This window comes from Streptomyces megasporus (genome assembly GCF_000718985.1).
Taxonomy (GTDB): domain Bacteria; phylum Actinomycetota; class Actinomycetes; order Streptomycetales; family Streptomycetaceae; genus Streptomyces; species Streptomyces megasporus.
Map to the genome: position 1 here is coordinate 303,379 of NZ_JODL01000002.1, position 14,673 is coordinate 318,051.

Consider the following 14,673-nt stretch of genomic DNA (forward strand, 5'->3'; position numbering starts at 1 on the left):
CGCGCTGTTTGATGCGCCACGCCGTTCACGGGACGAGACGGAGGTCGCACATGACCGGTACGGGCGAGACGGACGGAACGGGCAGGTCGGAACGGGTGGAGGCGGCGGACGTCGACGCCGCGCCGGCGCCCGCCCGGAAGGCGAGTTGGAAGCTCATCGGCCCCGGCATCGTGGTGGCGGCCACGGGCGTCGGGGCCGGGGACCTGGTGGCGACCCTGCTGGCCGGGAGCAGGTTCGGCCACACGCTGCTGTGGGCGGCCGTCATCGGCTGCCTGGTGAAGATCTCGCTCGCCGAGGCGACCGGGCGCTGGCACCTGGCCACGGGCCGGACGCTCCTGGACGGCTGGCGCGGCCTGGGGGCGTGGACCACGGTCTACTTCGCGGTCTACGTCGTCGTCTGGGGCTTCGTCTACGGCGCGACCGCCATGTCCTCCAGCGCGCTGCCGCTCGCGGCGCTCTTCCCCGACGTCCTGTCCCTGCGGACCTGGGCGATCCTGTGCGGACTGGCGGGTCTGGCGTTCGTCTGGTTCAACCGGTACGCGGTCGTCGAGAAGATCATGATGGTCTTCGTCGGCGTGATGTTCGTGGTCGTCGTCTACGTCGCGATCCGCGTCACGCCCCACCTCGGCGACACCTTCGCCGGGCTGCTGCCCGTCCTGCCCGACGGCTCGCTGCTCTACACCCTCGGGCTGATCGGCGGCGTCGGCGGCACGATCACCATGGCCGCGTACGGCTACTGGGTGAACGCCAAGGGCTGGACCGACAGCGGCTGGATCCCGATGATGCGGCTGGACAACCGGGTCGCGTACGCCACCACCGGCGTCTTCGTGGTGGCGATGCTGATCGTCGGCGCCGAACTGCTGCACGCCACGAACATCGCCCTCGGCTCCGGGAACGAGGGGCTGCTCGACCTGAGCGACGTGCTGGAGGCCCGCTTCGGCGCCGTGACGGCCGACCTCTTCCTGGTCGGCTTCTTCGCCGCGGCCTTCTCCTCGGTGGTGGGCGTCTGGCACGGCGTCAGCCTGCTCTTCGCCGACTTCGTGGAGCGCACGCGCGCCGCCCGGGCGCAGGGCACCGGCGGCGAGCCGCCCGTCCTGGAGGTGGCCCGCGGGCAGCGCGAGCGGTCCCGGCCCTTCCGCGGCTACCTGCTGTGGCTGACGTTCCCCCCGATGGGGCTGCTGTGGCTGGACAAGCCGTTCGGGCTGGTCGTCGCCTACGGCGTGCTGGGCGCCTTCTTCATGCCCTTCCTCGCCGCGACGCTGCTGTGGCTGCTCAACTCCTCCCGCACCCCGCGCGAGTGGCGCAACGGTCCGTTGAGCAACGTGATGCTGGGGGCGGCGGGGTTGCTCTTCGTGGTGCTGTGCGTCCAGCAGGTGCGCGAGCTGCCCTGGTGAGGACGGGTGGGGGCCCGGTCCGCGCCGACGCGGACCGGGCCCCCACCCGTGCGGGAGGTCAGACCGGGGAGGTCACGGCAGCGAGTGGACGTGCGGCCCGACCGTGTCGGACCACTTGTCGCCGTTCGCCGCGTCCCAGTTGGTGGACCAGGTCATGGCGCCGCGGATGCCCGGGTAGGTCTTCGCGGGCTTGAACGACCCGCAGTTCGTGCCCTTGGCCAGGCAGTCCAGGGCGGCGTTCACCACGGACGGGTCCACGTAGCCGGAGCCCGCGCCACGGGTGGAGGCGGGGGTGCCGAGCCCCACCTGGGACGGGTCGAGGCCGCCTTCGAGCTGGATGCAGGCGAGCGCGGTGAGGAAGTCGACCGAGCCCTGCGAGTACACCCTGCCGTCGCAGCCCAGCATCGAACCGCTGTTGTAGTACTGCATGTTGACGACCGTGAGGATGTCCTTCAGGTTCAGCGCCAGCTTGAAGTACTCCGTCGACGTGGACTGCATGTCGATCGTCTGCGGCGCCATCGTGAGCACCATGTCGGGCCCGGCCTTCGCCGACAGCGAGCGGATCGCCTGGGTGAGCCACGTGGAGTTGATGCCGTGTTCGAGGTCGATGTCCACGCCGTCGAAGCCGTACTCCTCCATCAGCCGGTGGGCGCTGTCGGCGAAGCGCGCGGCGGAGGCGGAGTCGTTGACGATGACGTTGCCCTTCTCGCCGCCGACCGAGATGATCACCTTCTTGCCGGCGGCCTGCTTGGCGGCGATGTCGTTCTTGAACTCCTGGACCGAGCCGTAGCCGAGGGCCGGGTCGAGGTTGAAGGTGATCTCGCCGTGACTGGCCGTGGAGTCGGCGAAGGAGACGGCGATGATGTCGTACTGGTCCTGGACGTCGCGGAGCTTCTGCACCCGCGCGCCGTTGTCGAAGTTCTGCCAGTAGCCCGTCACGGCGTGCTTCGGCACGCCCGCGCCGGGGGTGCCGCCGCCGTTCTCGCTCCGGGTCGTGCCGGTCACGGGGGCGGACTTCGCCGACTCGCCGGCGCCGTTGACCGCGCTGACCCGGAACTCGTAGGAGGTGGCGGGCCGCAGTCCGGTCACGGTCGCCGAGGTGCCCTGGACCGACTGGACCTTACGGCCGTCCTGGTAGACGTGGTAGCCGGTGGCGCCCTGGACGGCGCCCCAGTTGAGGTCGATCGAGGAGGACGTGGCCGCGCCGACCGCGAGCCCGCCCGGCGCGGCCGGGGGCTCGGGTTCGGGGTCGGGGTCGCCCGGGTCCCCGGGGTCGCCGCCGGGGCCGGTGAGGGAGACGTCGTCGACGACGTACGCGCCCTGGCCGTACCAGCCATGGGTGTGGACGGTGACCGAGGTGGTGTTCGGCCCGGTGGTGAAGGACGTCGTCAGGTGCTGCCAGCCGGAGCCGCCCGGGGTCCAGGTGGAGACGTCGGTGGTGCCGGTGCCGGAGGCGCCCAGGTAGACGTAGGAGCCCTGCACCCAGGCGCTCAGCCGGTACTCGGAGTTCGGCCGGACGGTCACGGCCTGGGAACAGCGGGCGTTGTCGCTGTCCGTGGGCGTCGCCCTCAGGGCGGACGAACCGCCGTGGACCGGGGAGCCGACGATCGCGCCGCCGCCCGCGGAGCAGGTCCAGTCGGCCTGCCCGGATTCGAAGCCGGGGTTCTTCACCAGGTTGGGCTCGGCGGCGCCCGCGCTGCCGGTCAGGCCGCCGAACGTCAGCGTGCCGGCCGCGATCGCCGCCGCGCCGAGCGCCGCGCCGATCCGTGTACGGGTGCCGATCCTCCGTCTTCCTCCGGCCGCCCGGCCTCTCCCGTCCCTGCGGACTGTTCGCGTCGTGCCTTCCACTACTGCCTCCGTGCGTTGGGGGGTGAGCGCGCGTGGGGAGACGGTGGCCACCGTATGCGCCGGAAGAATGGTTCAGACCAATGGGGATGTCAAGGGGCCCGCCCCTTTTCGCGCCGCGCCCTCTCACCGCGTGACGGGCTGTCGGCCACGGTCCCGAGCTCTCGACGTCCGATAACTGTTCTCCACCGCCCAAAGCGCCGATAAGCTGCTGAGTCGGCAGGACCAAAAGGACTCGACAGGGCAGAGCAGTACCGCAGAACAGTTCTTGGACAGGGGAACCCCCACGTGCCCACCGCGATAGCTGTCACCAGTGCCGATCTGGTGCTCCCTCCGGCCGACGCGCACACGCCGCCGGCGCACGTGCTGACACCGCCCGACCGGCAGCCGCTGGACGCCGCGCTCGCCGAGACGCACCGCCTGCTCGAACAGCACGGCTACCTCGTGGTGCTGTACCCCTCGTCCGTCCCCGCCGCCTTCGTCCGGCGTCTGCACACCGTCCGCTCCGTCCTGGAGAGCGACCGCATCGCCCTGCTGGGCGTCGACCTCCCGCCGCTGGCCACCGCCGTCCTGGCACGTCAACTGAGCCAACTCTCCCTCTGCGACTTCAGTCCCGGCGTCCTCGGCGCCTCCGCCCGCCTGCTGGCCCACTACATCTACGGCGGGGCCCTGCTGAACTCCGTCGCCCGCCTCGACCAGGTGCCCGTCAGCCTCACCGAGCACGCCAAGTCCTGGATGCCCGGCACACAGTTCGCGGTACTGGCCTGCCCCGCGCCCCAACTGGTCAGGGTCGGCGGCGACGACTTCCTCGCCGGACCGGAGTTCGCCACCCACCTCACCGTCGCCCCCGGCCGGCTCGCCTCCGACTGGGTCACCGGCACGCTCGCCCCGCGGTGGCGGGTGCGGGGGACGGAGGAGACGCGGCTGCCCGCCGACTCCCCGCGCTGGTGGGCCACCGGCCGACTGATCGAGTTCGCCGCGGCCATCCGGGACGTCTCCGTCCTCTACCAGCTCGTCGGCTCGGTGCGGAGGGAGGAGTGCCACTGGTGCGGGTTGGAACTCATCGGCGACCGGTGCGCGTTCTGCTCCGCGCCCGTGGCGCCACCCGACGACGCCGGCAGCCCGCCCGTCGCCGCTCTCGGCCGGGCGCGCTGAGGTGCCCCGCCCGACCCCCGCCGCGGAGCAAGAGAACCGGCCCCGCGCGACCGCGCGTCCCCTCCGCCCCGCCTGCCCGCCCCGTCTGCCCGCTCCGCCCGCCCGGCCCACCGCCTGCCTGCCGTCAGTCCACCGTCAGTCCACCGTCAGTCCACCGCCGACACCCGCCGAACGAGGTAGCCGCAACCATGAACTCACGCCAGCGCCGTGGCGTCATCCTGCTGCTCCTGTCCGTCCTGTGCGCCCTGGGCGCCTTCGTGGGAGTGCTGTCGGTGATCGACGACGTGGAGTCGAAGGTCGGGCCGGAGGTCACGGCGTACCGCCTGGCGAGAGACGTACCGGCCTACCAGGCCCTGGACGAGGGAATGGTGGAGGAGATCGCGATACCCGAGCGCTGGCTGTCGAAGACCGCGATCACCGACCTCGACGACCTCGACGGGAAAATCGCCACCAACCCGTTGAAGAAGGGGTCGCTGCTCCAGTCCGACATGGTGGCCGACCGGCCCGAACTGAGGAAGGGAGAACAGGAGATCGCCATCATGATCGACGCGGCCACCGGCGTCGCGGGCAAGATCGACTCCGGCTCCCGCGTCAACATCTACGCGACCTTCCGCGACAAGGACGAGAACGAGGTCTCCCGACTGATCGTCGACAACGCGCGCGTCATCGACGTCGGTGAACTCACCCCCATCACACGGGAGAACGACGACGTCGACCGCGACTCCGAGGCGGTACCCATCACCTTCGCGCTGGACACCCTCGACGCCCAGCGCGTGGCCTTCGCCGAGTCCTTCGCCGTGAACGTCCGACTGGCCCTCGTCGCCCCCGGCAGCGAGGCGACCGTGCCCGAGGACGAACGCACCTACACCCTCACCCGGGACAAGTGAGGCAACGGATGGTCACCCGCATCCTCCCCGCCGTCGGCGACGCCGACGCCGCCCGATCCGTCACGGCGCTGCTGAGCCGGCTCCCCGACGGCGAGCCCGCGCGGCCGGCCGGCGACTCCACCTCGCTGCTGGACACCCTCGCGGCCCTGGCCGCCGAGTCGGTGGGCGACCTGCCGGAGGTCGTCCTCGTCCACGAGCGCATCGGTCCCCTGCCCGCGCTGGAACTCATCCGGGAGGTCGCCCTGCGCTTCCCGACGGTCGGGATCGTCCTGGTCACCGCGGACACCACCCCCGGCCTGTACTCCGCGGCCATGGACGCCGGGGCGCGGGGCGTGGTCGGTCTGCCCCTGTCCTACGACGAACTGGCGGCACGGGTGGGCGCCGCCGCCCAGTGGGCGGCCGGCGTACGGCGCCACCTGGGCCCCGGCGGCGACGCCTTCACCGGCCCCGGCGGCACCGTGGTCACGGTCAGCGGCGCCAAGGGCGGGGTGGGCACCACGCTGCTGGCCGTCCAACTGGCCCTCGCCGCCCGCGCCTCGGGCCACAGCGTCGCCCTGGTGGACATGGACCTCCAGGCGGGCGACGTGGCCTCCTACCTCGACGTCCAGTTCCGCCGCTCGATCGTCGACCTCGCGGGCATCACCGACCTCTCCCCGCGCGTGCTGCAGGACGCCCTCTTCGCCCACTCCACCGGGCTGGCACTGCTCCTCGCCCCGGCCGAGGGCGAACGCGGCGAGGAGGTCGACGACCGCGCGGCCCGGCAGATCGTCGGCGCGCTGCGCTCCCGCCACGAGATCGTGGTCGTCGACTGCGGCACCCAGATGAACGGCGCGAACGCCGCCGCCGTGGAGACGGCGGACACGGCCGTCCTGGTCACCACCCCGGACGTGGTCGCCGTCCGCGCGGCCAAGCGCGTGATCCGGCTCTGGGACCGGCTCCAGATCCGCAAGGCCGAGGAGACGGTGACGGTCGTCAACCGCCACACCCGCGGCGCCGAGATCCAGCCACAACTCATCGCGCAGATCGTCCGGACCCGGGTCGCGCGCGGGGTGATTCCGGCCAACTTCAAGGAACTGCAGGGAGCCGTGGACTCCGGCCGGATGCAGGACCTCGACAGCCGCAGCACCGTGAAACAGGCGATGTGGGCCCTGGCCGGGGAACTGGGTCTGGTCAAGGGGGCCGCCGCGGACACCGCGAGCAGGGGCGGCGCCCACGCCGACCGCGGCTCGATCGGCTTCCGCCGCCGCCGGGGAGGCGTCGACCGACGGCCGTAGGGGCACCACAGCGACAGCCGGACCGTACGGGCGAGCAGGGGAGGGGTGACGATGCGTGTCGGACGGACACCGACCGGCGAGGCGGGGGACGGCCGGGACCGGGGTCAGACGATCGTCGAGTTCGTGGGCATGCTGCCCATCATCCTGGCCGCGCTGGCGATGATGTGGCAGTTCGTCCTGATCGGCTACACCTTCACCCTCGCGGGGAACGCGGCCGACGAGGGCGCCCGCGCGGCGGCGGTGGACGGCGACTGCCAGGCGGCGGCGCGGGAGGACCTGCCGAGCGCGTGGCAGGGGGAGATCGCCTGCGGCCCCGGAGCGCCCGGCATGGTCACGGCGACGGTGCGGCTGAAGGTCCCGGTGCTCTTCCCGGGCGTCGCGAACCTTCCGCTGACGATCACCGGGAAGGCGGGAGCGGTGGAGGAGGAACCGCGATGAACGTCCACCACTCACACCGGCACCACTCCCGTCGACCCCACCGCCTCCGACGGTTCCACCGGCGGCGCCGCGCGGACGCGGGCCAGGCCTCGCTGGAGTTCGTGGGCTTCCTGCCGCTGTTGCTGCTGCTCGGACTCGCCGGAATCCAACTCGGCCTCGTGGCCTACGCCGCCCAGCAGGCCGGCACGGCGGCCCGCGCCGCCGCCCGCGCCGAGTCCGTCGAGGACGGGAGGATCGGCGGCGAGCGGGCCGGTCGCGCCGCCGTCAGCGACTGGCTCTCGGTCGACTTCGGCATGGGCGTCTCGGAGGACGAGGTGACCGTCACCGCCTCGGTCACCATCCCGTCGGTCATCCCCGGCATCGACGACTTCGGGGAGGTGAGCAGACGGTCCACCATGCCCCGCGAGTGAGGCCCCGTGAGCCGAGGCCCGCGAGCGACGCCCGGCCGGCACACCCCGCCCGTGCCCGCGCACGACCGCACCCCCGTACCACCAGAAGGAGTCACCGATGAGCCTGAGGGCGCGCGTCAACGCTCCCGAGACGGCCGGCGGCCGGCAGGAGGAGAGCCACCTCGTCGCGGTCTACCGCGCCAAGCTGCTGGAGGAGATCGACCTCGCGGAGATGTCGTCCCTCGCCGCGGCCGAGCGCCGGGTCCGGCTGGAGAGGGTCCTGGGGCACATCATCAGCCGGGAAGGCCCCGTGCTGTCCACACACGAACGCGCGCTCCTCATCCGCCGCGTCGTGGACGAGGCCCTGGGCCTGGGCATCCTGGAACCGCTGCTGGAGGACGCCTCCATCACCGAGATCATGGTCAACGGACCCGATCAGGTGTTCGTGGAACGGGCCGGCCGGGTCGAGCGCCTCCCCATCCGCTTCGCCTCCACCGAGCAGTTGATGCAGACCATCGAACGCATCGTCTCCACCGTCAACCGCCGGGTCGACGAGTCCAACCCCATGGTCGACGCCCGGCTCCCCTCCGGCGAGCGCGTCAACGTCGTCATCCCGCCGCTCTCCCTGTCCGGACCCACCCTCACCATCCGCCGCTTCCCGCGCGCCTACACCCTCCACGAGATGATCGGCCTGGGCTCCCTGGACGAGCGGATGCTCCTGCTGCTGTCCGGGCTGGTCCGCGCCCGGTTCAACATCGTCGTCTCCGGCGCCACCGGCTCCGGCAAGACCACCCTGCTCAACGCCCTCTCCGGCCTGATCCCCGACGGCGAACGCATCATCACCATCGAGGACGCCGCCGAACTCCGGCTCCAGCAGAGCCACGTCATCAGCCTGGAGAGCCGGCCCGCCAACGTCGAGGGCAAGGGCCGGATCACCATCCGCGACCTGGTCCGCAACTCCCTGCGGATGCGTCCCGACCGCATCATCGTCGGCGAGGTCCGCGGCGGGGAGACCCTGGACATGCTCCAGGCGATGTCCACCGGCCACGACGGGTCGCTCGCCACCGTCCACGCCAACAGCGCCGAGGACGCCCTGATGCGGCTGCAGACGCTCGCCTCGATGTCGGAGGTGAAGATCCCCTTCGAAGCGCTGCGGGACCAGATCAACAGCTCCCTCGACGTCATCGTCCAACTCGGCCGCTACCCCGACGGCTCCCGCCGCGTCAGCGAGATCGCCGTCCTCGACTCCCGCGGCCGGGAGGAGTACCGCATCGCCACCGTGTGCCGCTTCGACGCCCGGCCCATGGGCGCGGACGGCGCGGTGCGCGGCGCCTTCCGGTGCCTCCCCCTGCCGCGCCGCGTGGCCGAACGCCTCCATCTGAAGGGGGAGGCCGTCCCGCCGGCCTTCGGCGTCGCCCGGGACGACAGCCAACTGCTCACCAGAGAAGCCACCTAGGAAGCCGGCACCCGACATGGACAATCTCGCGTTGCCGACGATCGGCGCCACCCTGCTCGCCGGGGCGCTCGCCGTCGCGGGCATCCACGCCTACTCCTCCGGCAGGGCGCAGCGCCGGGCACTGATCGAGCGGCTCTCGCAGACCGGGGGCGCGGGGACGCACGGACGCCGCCGCAGGTTCACCGGCGTCGACCGGCGGCTGAGGAGGACCGGACTCGGCCGGAGGATCGAACTCAGACTCGCTGCCACCGGCCTGGATCTGACCCCCGGCGAGTTCCTCGTCTACATGACGGCGGTGGTGGCCGGTCTGTGGCTGCTCGCCTCCTCCGTCCTGGCGCCCTTCTTCGGGCCGATCGCCGGACTCGTGGGCGTCTGGAGCGCCAACGCCTTCCTCACCTGGCAGCGCAACCGCCGCATCGAGGCCTTCATCGCCCAGCTCCCCGAGCTCTCCCGCGTCCTGGCCAACGCCACCCGGGCCGGGCTCGCCCTGCGCACCGCCCTGGACATGGCGGCGGAGGAACTCGACGCCCCCGCCGGCGACGAGCTCGCCAAGGTCACCGCCCAACTGGCCGTGGGCCACTCCATCGACGACGCCCTGAACGAACTCGCCGACCGGCTCCCCTCCCGCGAACTGGTCGTCCTGGTCACCACCCTGGTGCTCTCCAACCGGGCCGGGGGCGCGGTCGTCAGCTCCCTGCAGAACCTCACCCACACCCTGGAGGAGCGCAAGGAGACCCGGCGCGAGGTCCGCACCCAGCTCTCCCAGGTGAACGTCACCGCCTACACGGTGCCGGCCATCGGCCTGGGCGCCATGCTGCTGATCAACACCATCGAACCCGGCGCCCTGGACCGGGTCACCGGGAGCTTCGCCGGCCAGGTCGCCGTGGTCGTCTCCCTGGCGCTGTACGTCCTGGGGTTCGTCGCCATCCGCCGCATCTCCCGGATCGACGTCTGAGGGGGAGGGGAAGCCATGGGTCTGCTGCTCGCGCTCCTCATGGGGCTCGGTGTCCTCGGGATCTTCGCCGGCGTCCGCATGTACCGCGGCGAGACGAAACTCCCCGGCGACCTCGCGATCGCCCTGGAGGTCGGCTCCTCCCGCACCGGCGCCGTCGGCTCGGTCGTCGACCGGCTGGGCATGCGCTGGGCCCCGGCGGTGCTGCGCCTGATGGGGCCGGAGCGCGTCGACCGCACCCGCCGCCGGATCAGCATGGCGGGCAACCCGGGCGGCCTGACCATCGACCGCTACGCGGCCCGCCGCGCCGTCTACGGCTTCCTGGGCTTCTTCGGCGCCCTGGTGATGCTGGCCGACGGGCAGCCGATCCCGGCCGTCCTGCTGGTCGCCTTCGGCCTCTTCTGGGCCGAGGTCGGCCTGTGGGTCGCCGTCCGCAAGCGCCGGGAGGACATCGAACGCACCCTCCCCGACTTCCTGGACGTCCTCGCGGTCGTCGTCAGCGCCGGACTCGGCTTCCGCCAGGCCCTGGAGCGGGTGGCGGAACGGTACGAGGGGCCCTGGGCGGACGAGCTGCGCATCACCCTGCGTCAGATGGACATGGGCGTCAGCCGCCGTCAGGCCTTCGACGAGCTGCGCAGGCGCAACGACTCCGAGCAGGTCGCGATGTTCGTCACCACGCTCCAGCAGGGCGAGGAACTGGGCGCCCCCATCGTCGACACCCTGATCTCCATCGCGAACGACATGCGGCGCGCCGACGCGCAGAACGCCCGACGCCGGGCGGCGAAGGCCGTCCCCAAGGCCACCATGATCGTCACCACCTTCATGGTGCCGGCGACCATCATCCTGATGGCCGCCGGCCTCCTCCTCGGCTCCGGAACCGACTTCGGCTCCTTTGCGGGGGAGTAGGGGGCAAGGGGGAGACGGGGCACGGCGACCACCACACCGAAGCGCCCCACGGTGCCGGACGCATCCGCACACGAAATCCGGGAGCAAACTTCCCATCGCCGCTCAAGTGGCGCTCCAGCACAGGGAGTGCGGAAGGTTTCGAATGCGCCACAGTACTGACTCATGTCTTCGCAACAGCAATGTGATGTGGCACAGTCAGTACCGGGCCCGGGGGCTTCCCGGGTGGGACGGTTCGGCCTGAGCGGCGGGGAGGCGGAGGTGACGGAGCCGATCGCGTCTTCGCCGAACCGCATGCCGACAACCGCGGCGCGGCCGGCGCGGCCCGGCCGAACACGGCACGGCGGGGAGAGACCCGCCATGACTGACCGGAACACACCTCCGAGGGACGGGAATTGGCCCCTGGGCCCCTGGAACGAGTCGGGTACACCCGCGTACGTTTCCCATGCCACCGACAGGACCGGTTGCCCTGAAGCCGGTGACGGGAACGGTGTGGTGGGCACAGAATCGTATGTGTCGGCCGACGCGCGCTCGGCCGGACTCGGAGGGGAACACCGTGAGCGACAAACTGTTGAAGACCGCCGTCAACGCTCGTATCCGCGCTCGCGGTTGGCGGAACACCACGGTCGACGCACTGCGACGCCGCTCGGACGAGGGCCAGTCCGCGGTGGAGTACATGGGCATCATCGTGGTGGTCGTGGCGATCATCATCGTGATCCTCAACACCAACTTCGGCGACAGGATCTCGGCGGAGATCACCGAGCAGATCGAGAAGATCACCTCCAGGTGAGTCGGGATTCCTCCGAGTCGGGACAGGCCTACCCCATCTACCTGGCGGTGGTGGCGGGCCTGCTCTTCCTCGCGTTCGCGTTCTTCGCGGTCGGAATGGCCTCGGCGAGCCGCAACGACGCCCAGGGCGCGGCGGACGCCGCCGCGCTGGCCGCCGCACGGGAGGCCAGGGACGGCCTGCGGGACAACCTCCTGGACCTTTTCGACCCGGATGCCTGGGAAGACCTGCTCGACGGGAGGAGGCTGGGCAGCACGGGCGACCCCTGCGGCAGGGCATCGGAGTTCGCGCGGAAGAACGGCGCGGAACGGACCTCCTGCGAAAGGGTGTTCTCCCCCACCGGGTTCACGGTCGAGGTGAGGAACACCAAGCCGGTGGGAGACTCGTTGATCCCCGGCACGGAGCGGCAGTACGCCACGGCCGCCGCCACGGCCGTCATCGAGCCGCGCTGCCGTCTCCGGGAGGCCGAGGACATCGGGATCGGTGAGGAGGAAGACGGCGCTGAAGAAAAGGACGGCAAGGGACACGAGTTGATCTGTAGAGGGTTCGACGGGCCCGTCGAGATCGACCCCGACCGCCTCACCGACATCCTTCCGGAGCCGGAAGACCTGTTCTCCGTCCACTTGGCGGACCGGTGAGCGAACGACGAGCAGAGGGAACATGATTCATGGGCACACGCGAGATCGGGAAGCTCCTGCGAGGCGCCGCCGTGGTGACGACGGCGACGCTGGCTCTCACCCTGACTGCGTGCGGCGGGGGAGACGACGAGGCACCGGAAGCAGGCATCTCCTCCCAGTCGTCGGAGCAGGAGGGGCAGCAGAACGGGGAGAACACCGAGGACAGCGGTTCCGAGGACGGCAAGGCCATAGCGACGATCAACGGCGCGGACGGTGTGAATGTCATAGTGACCTCGGCGGCCCGTGACCGGGGTGGTTTCGTCACTGTCAAGGGAAGAATCGAAAACACCAGTAACCAGGCGTACCTCTTCGATGGCTGGGCCACGGGCGACCTGGACTTTTCGGGTAAGGGCGCCTCGGTCGCCGGTATGACATTGGTCGACAAGAAGGGCAAGAAGCGCTACTACATCCTGCGCGACACCGACAACAACTGCCTGTGCACGATGTTCCCCGGTGGTCTCGGAGCCGGGAAGACCGCCGACTTCTTCGCCCAGTTCCCCGCCCCGCCGGCGAGCACGACCGAGGTCGACCTGCAGGTCCCCACCATGAGCAGCGCCACCGTCCGGATCACCGACAAGTGAGAGGCGCGCAGCGATGACGATCCGACCGCGCACCCTCGCGGTGCGGCGCACCGTGGCGGCGAGCGCCGGTGTCCTCCTCGCCGTCGGTGCCCTGACGGCGACGGCGGAGGGGACCGCCCGTGCCGAACCCAGTCCGAGCGCGCCCCAGGACTTCGCCCCCTCACCGTCTCCTCCGGTGAAGGTGGACCCGAACGCGCCCGGTCTGATGATGAAGGACGGGGCCACCCTCAAGGAGCCCAAGGTCCTCGACATCCGCTCCATCGTCGAGGAGGAGAGCGGCGCCGAACGGCGCGAGGACTCCAACAGCCAGACCAAGTTCACCCTCCAGGCCGAGGTGCTCTTCGGCCGGGACAGTGCCCGACTGAACGCCGACGCGCACGCCCGCATCCAGGACATCGCCGCGGAGATCGACAAGCAGGGCGCCGCGGAGGTCAACGTCTTCGGGTTCACCGACGACCTGGGCTCCTACGAGCACGGGGAGAAGCTCTCCAAGGAGCGCGCCGAGGCCGTCCACCGGCAGTTGTTGAAGGAGCTCTCCTCCGAGGTCACCTTCAACATCCGCGGCTACAGCGAGGATTACCCGATCGCCGACAACTCCACCGAGGAAGGACGGAAGAAGAACCGTCGCGTGGAGGTCTCCTTCCCGCGCGGCGACTGAACCGCGACCCGGCCCCCTCCGCTCACGCCTCCAGCGCGACCCGCACGCCCGGTCGCACTCCCCAGCGCGCCAGGGCGCCCGCCTCGGCCTCCAGCACATGGCGGGCGCGCGGCCGGGGGAGTCCCAGACGGCCGGGCCGCATGGTCCGCACGGCCAGCACCCGCGACTCGCGGTCGAGGTAGGCGACGTCGATCGCGAAGCGCATCCGGAAGGTGTGCACACCGCTCGCCGGGGTGAGCAGGAGCGCCCCGTCGACGCCGTCGCGCCCCAGCAGACCGCGGGTGCGGGTGCGGTAGGACGCGGCGATCTCCACCGGGACGCCGTCCGCGCCCCCCTCGACGCGCAGCGTTCCCCTCCCGTCCCGCAGGCGGCCCATGGCGTCCCTCCCGTGGTGTGCCGTGGCGTGGCTCCGGGCGCCGTTCTACCAGAGAGTCACCGGGGGAGGGGAGGCGTGGCGCGAGGCCCGTGCCCCCGGCGGCCGTCCGCCGTACGCTCACGGCGTGCGCCTCACGCTGATCGCCCTCGCCGCCGTCCACGGTGCCGTCGCCGGATCGCTCCTGCCGCGTGCCGCCTACCGGCTCGCCGTCGAGCCGGGGACGCCGTGGCGCGCGCACTGTCCCGCCGGGCACGCGCTGCCGGGATGGGCGGGACCCGCCCGGTGCGCGGAGTGCGGGAGGGGACGGGACGGTGGGTACGGGCCGGGTGCCGCGTCGGCGGCCACGGTCACGGCGGTGGTGTGCGCGCTCGTCGCCGCGGCCGTCGGGGGGCGGCCGGAACTGGTCGTGTGGCTGCTGCTGGCGCCGTTCGCGGTGTTGCTGGCCATGGTGGACCACAGGGTCCACCGGCTGCCGGACGTCGTGACCCTGCCGCTCGCCGCGGGCGGCGCCGCCTTGCTCGGCGTCGCCGCGCTGCTGCCCGGAGCGGGCGGTAGCTGGCCCCGCGCCCTGCTGGGCGGGGTGGTGCTGGGCGGGGCGTACCTGGTGCTGTTCCTGGTCAACCCGCGCGGCATGGGCCTCGGGGACGTCAAGTTGGCGCTCCCGGTGGGGGTAGCTCTTGGGTGGTACGGCTGGGGCGCGCTCCTGACCGGGGCGTTCGCGGGTTTCCTGTTCGGCGCGGTCTACGGGTTGTCGCTGGTCGTCGCGCGTCGGGCGACCCGCAAGGCGGCCATGCCGTTCGGGCCGTTCATGGTGGCGGGGGCCCTGGTGGGGCTGCTGTCGGGAGGGCTGACCGTGTGAACCGGCCCGTCGGTGCGCGCGGCACACCCCGGCAGGGGCTAT

At 71.7% G+C, this 14,673-nt stretch carries 16 protein-coding genes; 14 read left to right on the forward strand and 2 right to left on the reverse strand.

The window, feature by feature from the left end; genetic code table 11:
* Positions 1–50: 50 nt before the first annotated feature.
* Complete coding sequence (locus IF47_RS0103195; RefSeq protein ID WP_051716883.1) at positions 51–1,394, forward strand: Nramp family divalent metal transporter; 1,344 nt, start codon at positions 51–53, stop codon at positions 1,392–1,394.
* Positions 1,395–1,466: 72 nt separating this feature from the next.
* Here IF47_RS0103195 and IF47_RS0103205 read toward each other — a convergent pair whose 3' ends face one another.
* On the reverse strand, positions 1,467–3,242 hold the full coding sequence (locus IF47_RS0103205) for a chitinase (RefSeq protein WP_078591520.1): 1,776 nt from the start codon (positions 3,240–3,242) through the stop codon (positions 1,467–1,469).
* A gap of 285 nt (positions 3,243–3,527) precedes the next feature.
* Between IF47_RS0103205 and IF47_RS0103210 the strand changes: the two genes are divergently transcribed.
* From IF47_RS0103210 to IF47_RS0103265, 12 genes are all read left to right on the forward strand, one after another.
* Positions 3,528–4,394 carry a hypothetical protein gene (locus tag IF47_RS0103210; RefSeq protein WP_031506416.1) on the forward strand — a complete coding sequence of 289 codons (867 nt, stop codon included), beginning with the start codon at positions 3,528–3,530 and terminating at the stop codon, positions 4,392–4,394.
* A 188-nt stretch (positions 4,395–4,582) separates the two neighbouring features.
* Positions 4,583–5,281, forward strand: coding sequence for a Flp pilus assembly protein CpaB (cpaB, locus tag IF47_RS0103215; RefSeq protein WP_031506417.1), 699 nt, complete (start codon positions 4,583–4,585; stop codon positions 5,279–5,281).
* An 8-nt stretch (positions 5,282–5,289) separates the two neighbouring features.
* Positions 5,290–6,555: a CpaE/TadZ family protein gene (locus IF47_RS0103220; protein ID WP_031506419.1), complete on the forward strand. Its 1,266-nt coding sequence runs from the start codon at positions 5,290–5,292 to the stop codon at positions 6,553–6,555.
* 51 nt (positions 6,556–6,606) lie between these two features.
* Entirely contained in the window at positions 6,607–6,993 is a 387-nt protein-coding gene (locus IF47_RS0103225) for a TadE/TadG family type IV pilus assembly protein (RefSeq protein ID WP_031506421.1), read from the forward strand.
* On the forward strand, positions 6,990–7,403 hold the full coding sequence (locus tag IF47_RS0103230; RefSeq protein ID WP_078591521.1) for a TadE/TadG family type IV pilus assembly protein: 414 nt from the start codon (positions 6,990–6,992) through the stop codon (positions 7,401–7,403). The genes IF47_RS0103225 and IF47_RS0103230 overlap by 4 nt, the downstream gene beginning before the upstream one ends.
* A 97-nt stretch (positions 7,404–7,500) precedes the next feature.
* Positions 7,501–8,838 (forward strand): TadA family conjugal transfer-associated ATPase, encoded by a 1,338-nt coding sequence (locus tag IF47_RS0103235; protein WP_031506425.1) that lies wholly within the window; start codon positions 7,501–7,503, stop codon positions 8,836–8,838.
* A gap of 16 nt (positions 8,839–8,854) precedes the next feature.
* Positions 8,855–9,793 carry a type II secretion system F family protein gene (locus IF47_RS0103240; RefSeq protein ID WP_031506426.1) on the forward strand — a complete coding sequence of 313 codons (939 nt, stop codon included), beginning with the start codon at positions 8,855–8,857 and terminating at the stop codon, positions 9,791–9,793.
* Between the two features lie 15 nt (positions 9,794–9,808).
* A complete protein-coding gene (locus tag IF47_RS0103245; RefSeq protein ID WP_031506429.1) occupies positions 9,809–10,696 on the forward strand; it encodes a DUF5936 domain-containing protein in 888 nt (295 codons plus the stop codon).
* Positions 10,697–11,249: 553 nt separating this feature from the next.
* Positions 11,250–11,483: a hypothetical protein gene (locus tag IF47_RS31385; RefSeq protein ID WP_031506430.1), complete on the forward strand. Its 234-nt coding sequence runs from the start codon at positions 11,250–11,252 to the stop codon at positions 11,481–11,483.
* The gene (locus tag IF47_RS31390) at positions 11,480–12,118 is read left to right on the forward strand and encodes a pilus assembly protein TadG-related protein (RefSeq protein ID WP_031506432.1); all 639 of its coding nucleotides are present in this window, start codon (positions 11,480–11,482) and stop codon (positions 12,116–12,118) included. Before IF47_RS31385 ends, IF47_RS31390 begins: the two co-directional genes overlap by 4 nt.
* 29 nt (positions 12,119–12,147) lie before the next feature.
* Positions 12,148–12,738 carry a hypothetical protein gene (locus IF47_RS0103260; protein WP_031506434.1) on the forward strand — a complete coding sequence of 197 codons (591 nt, stop codon included), beginning with the start codon at positions 12,148–12,150 and terminating at the stop codon, positions 12,736–12,738.
* A 13-nt stretch (positions 12,739–12,751) separates the two neighbouring features.
* Positions 12,752–13,396 (forward strand): OmpA family protein, encoded by a 645-nt coding sequence (locus IF47_RS0103265; protein ID WP_051716885.1) that lies wholly within the window; start codon positions 12,752–12,754, stop codon positions 13,394–13,396.
* A gap of 22 nt (positions 13,397–13,418) precedes the next feature.
* Here IF47_RS0103265 and IF47_RS0103270 read toward each other — a convergent pair whose 3' ends face one another.
* A complete protein-coding gene (locus tag IF47_RS0103270; RefSeq protein ID WP_031506436.1) occupies positions 13,419–13,772 on the reverse strand; it encodes a DUF192 domain-containing protein in 354 nt (117 codons plus the stop codon).
* A 124-nt stretch (positions 13,773–13,896) separates the two neighbouring features.
* On the opposite strand from IF47_RS0103270, the gene IF47_RS0103275 reads away from it, so the two are divergent.
* Entirely contained in the window at positions 13,897–14,631 is a 735-nt protein-coding gene (locus IF47_RS0103275) for a prepilin peptidase (RefSeq protein ID WP_031506437.1), read from the forward strand.
* Positions 14,632–14,673 lie beyond the last annotated feature (42 nt).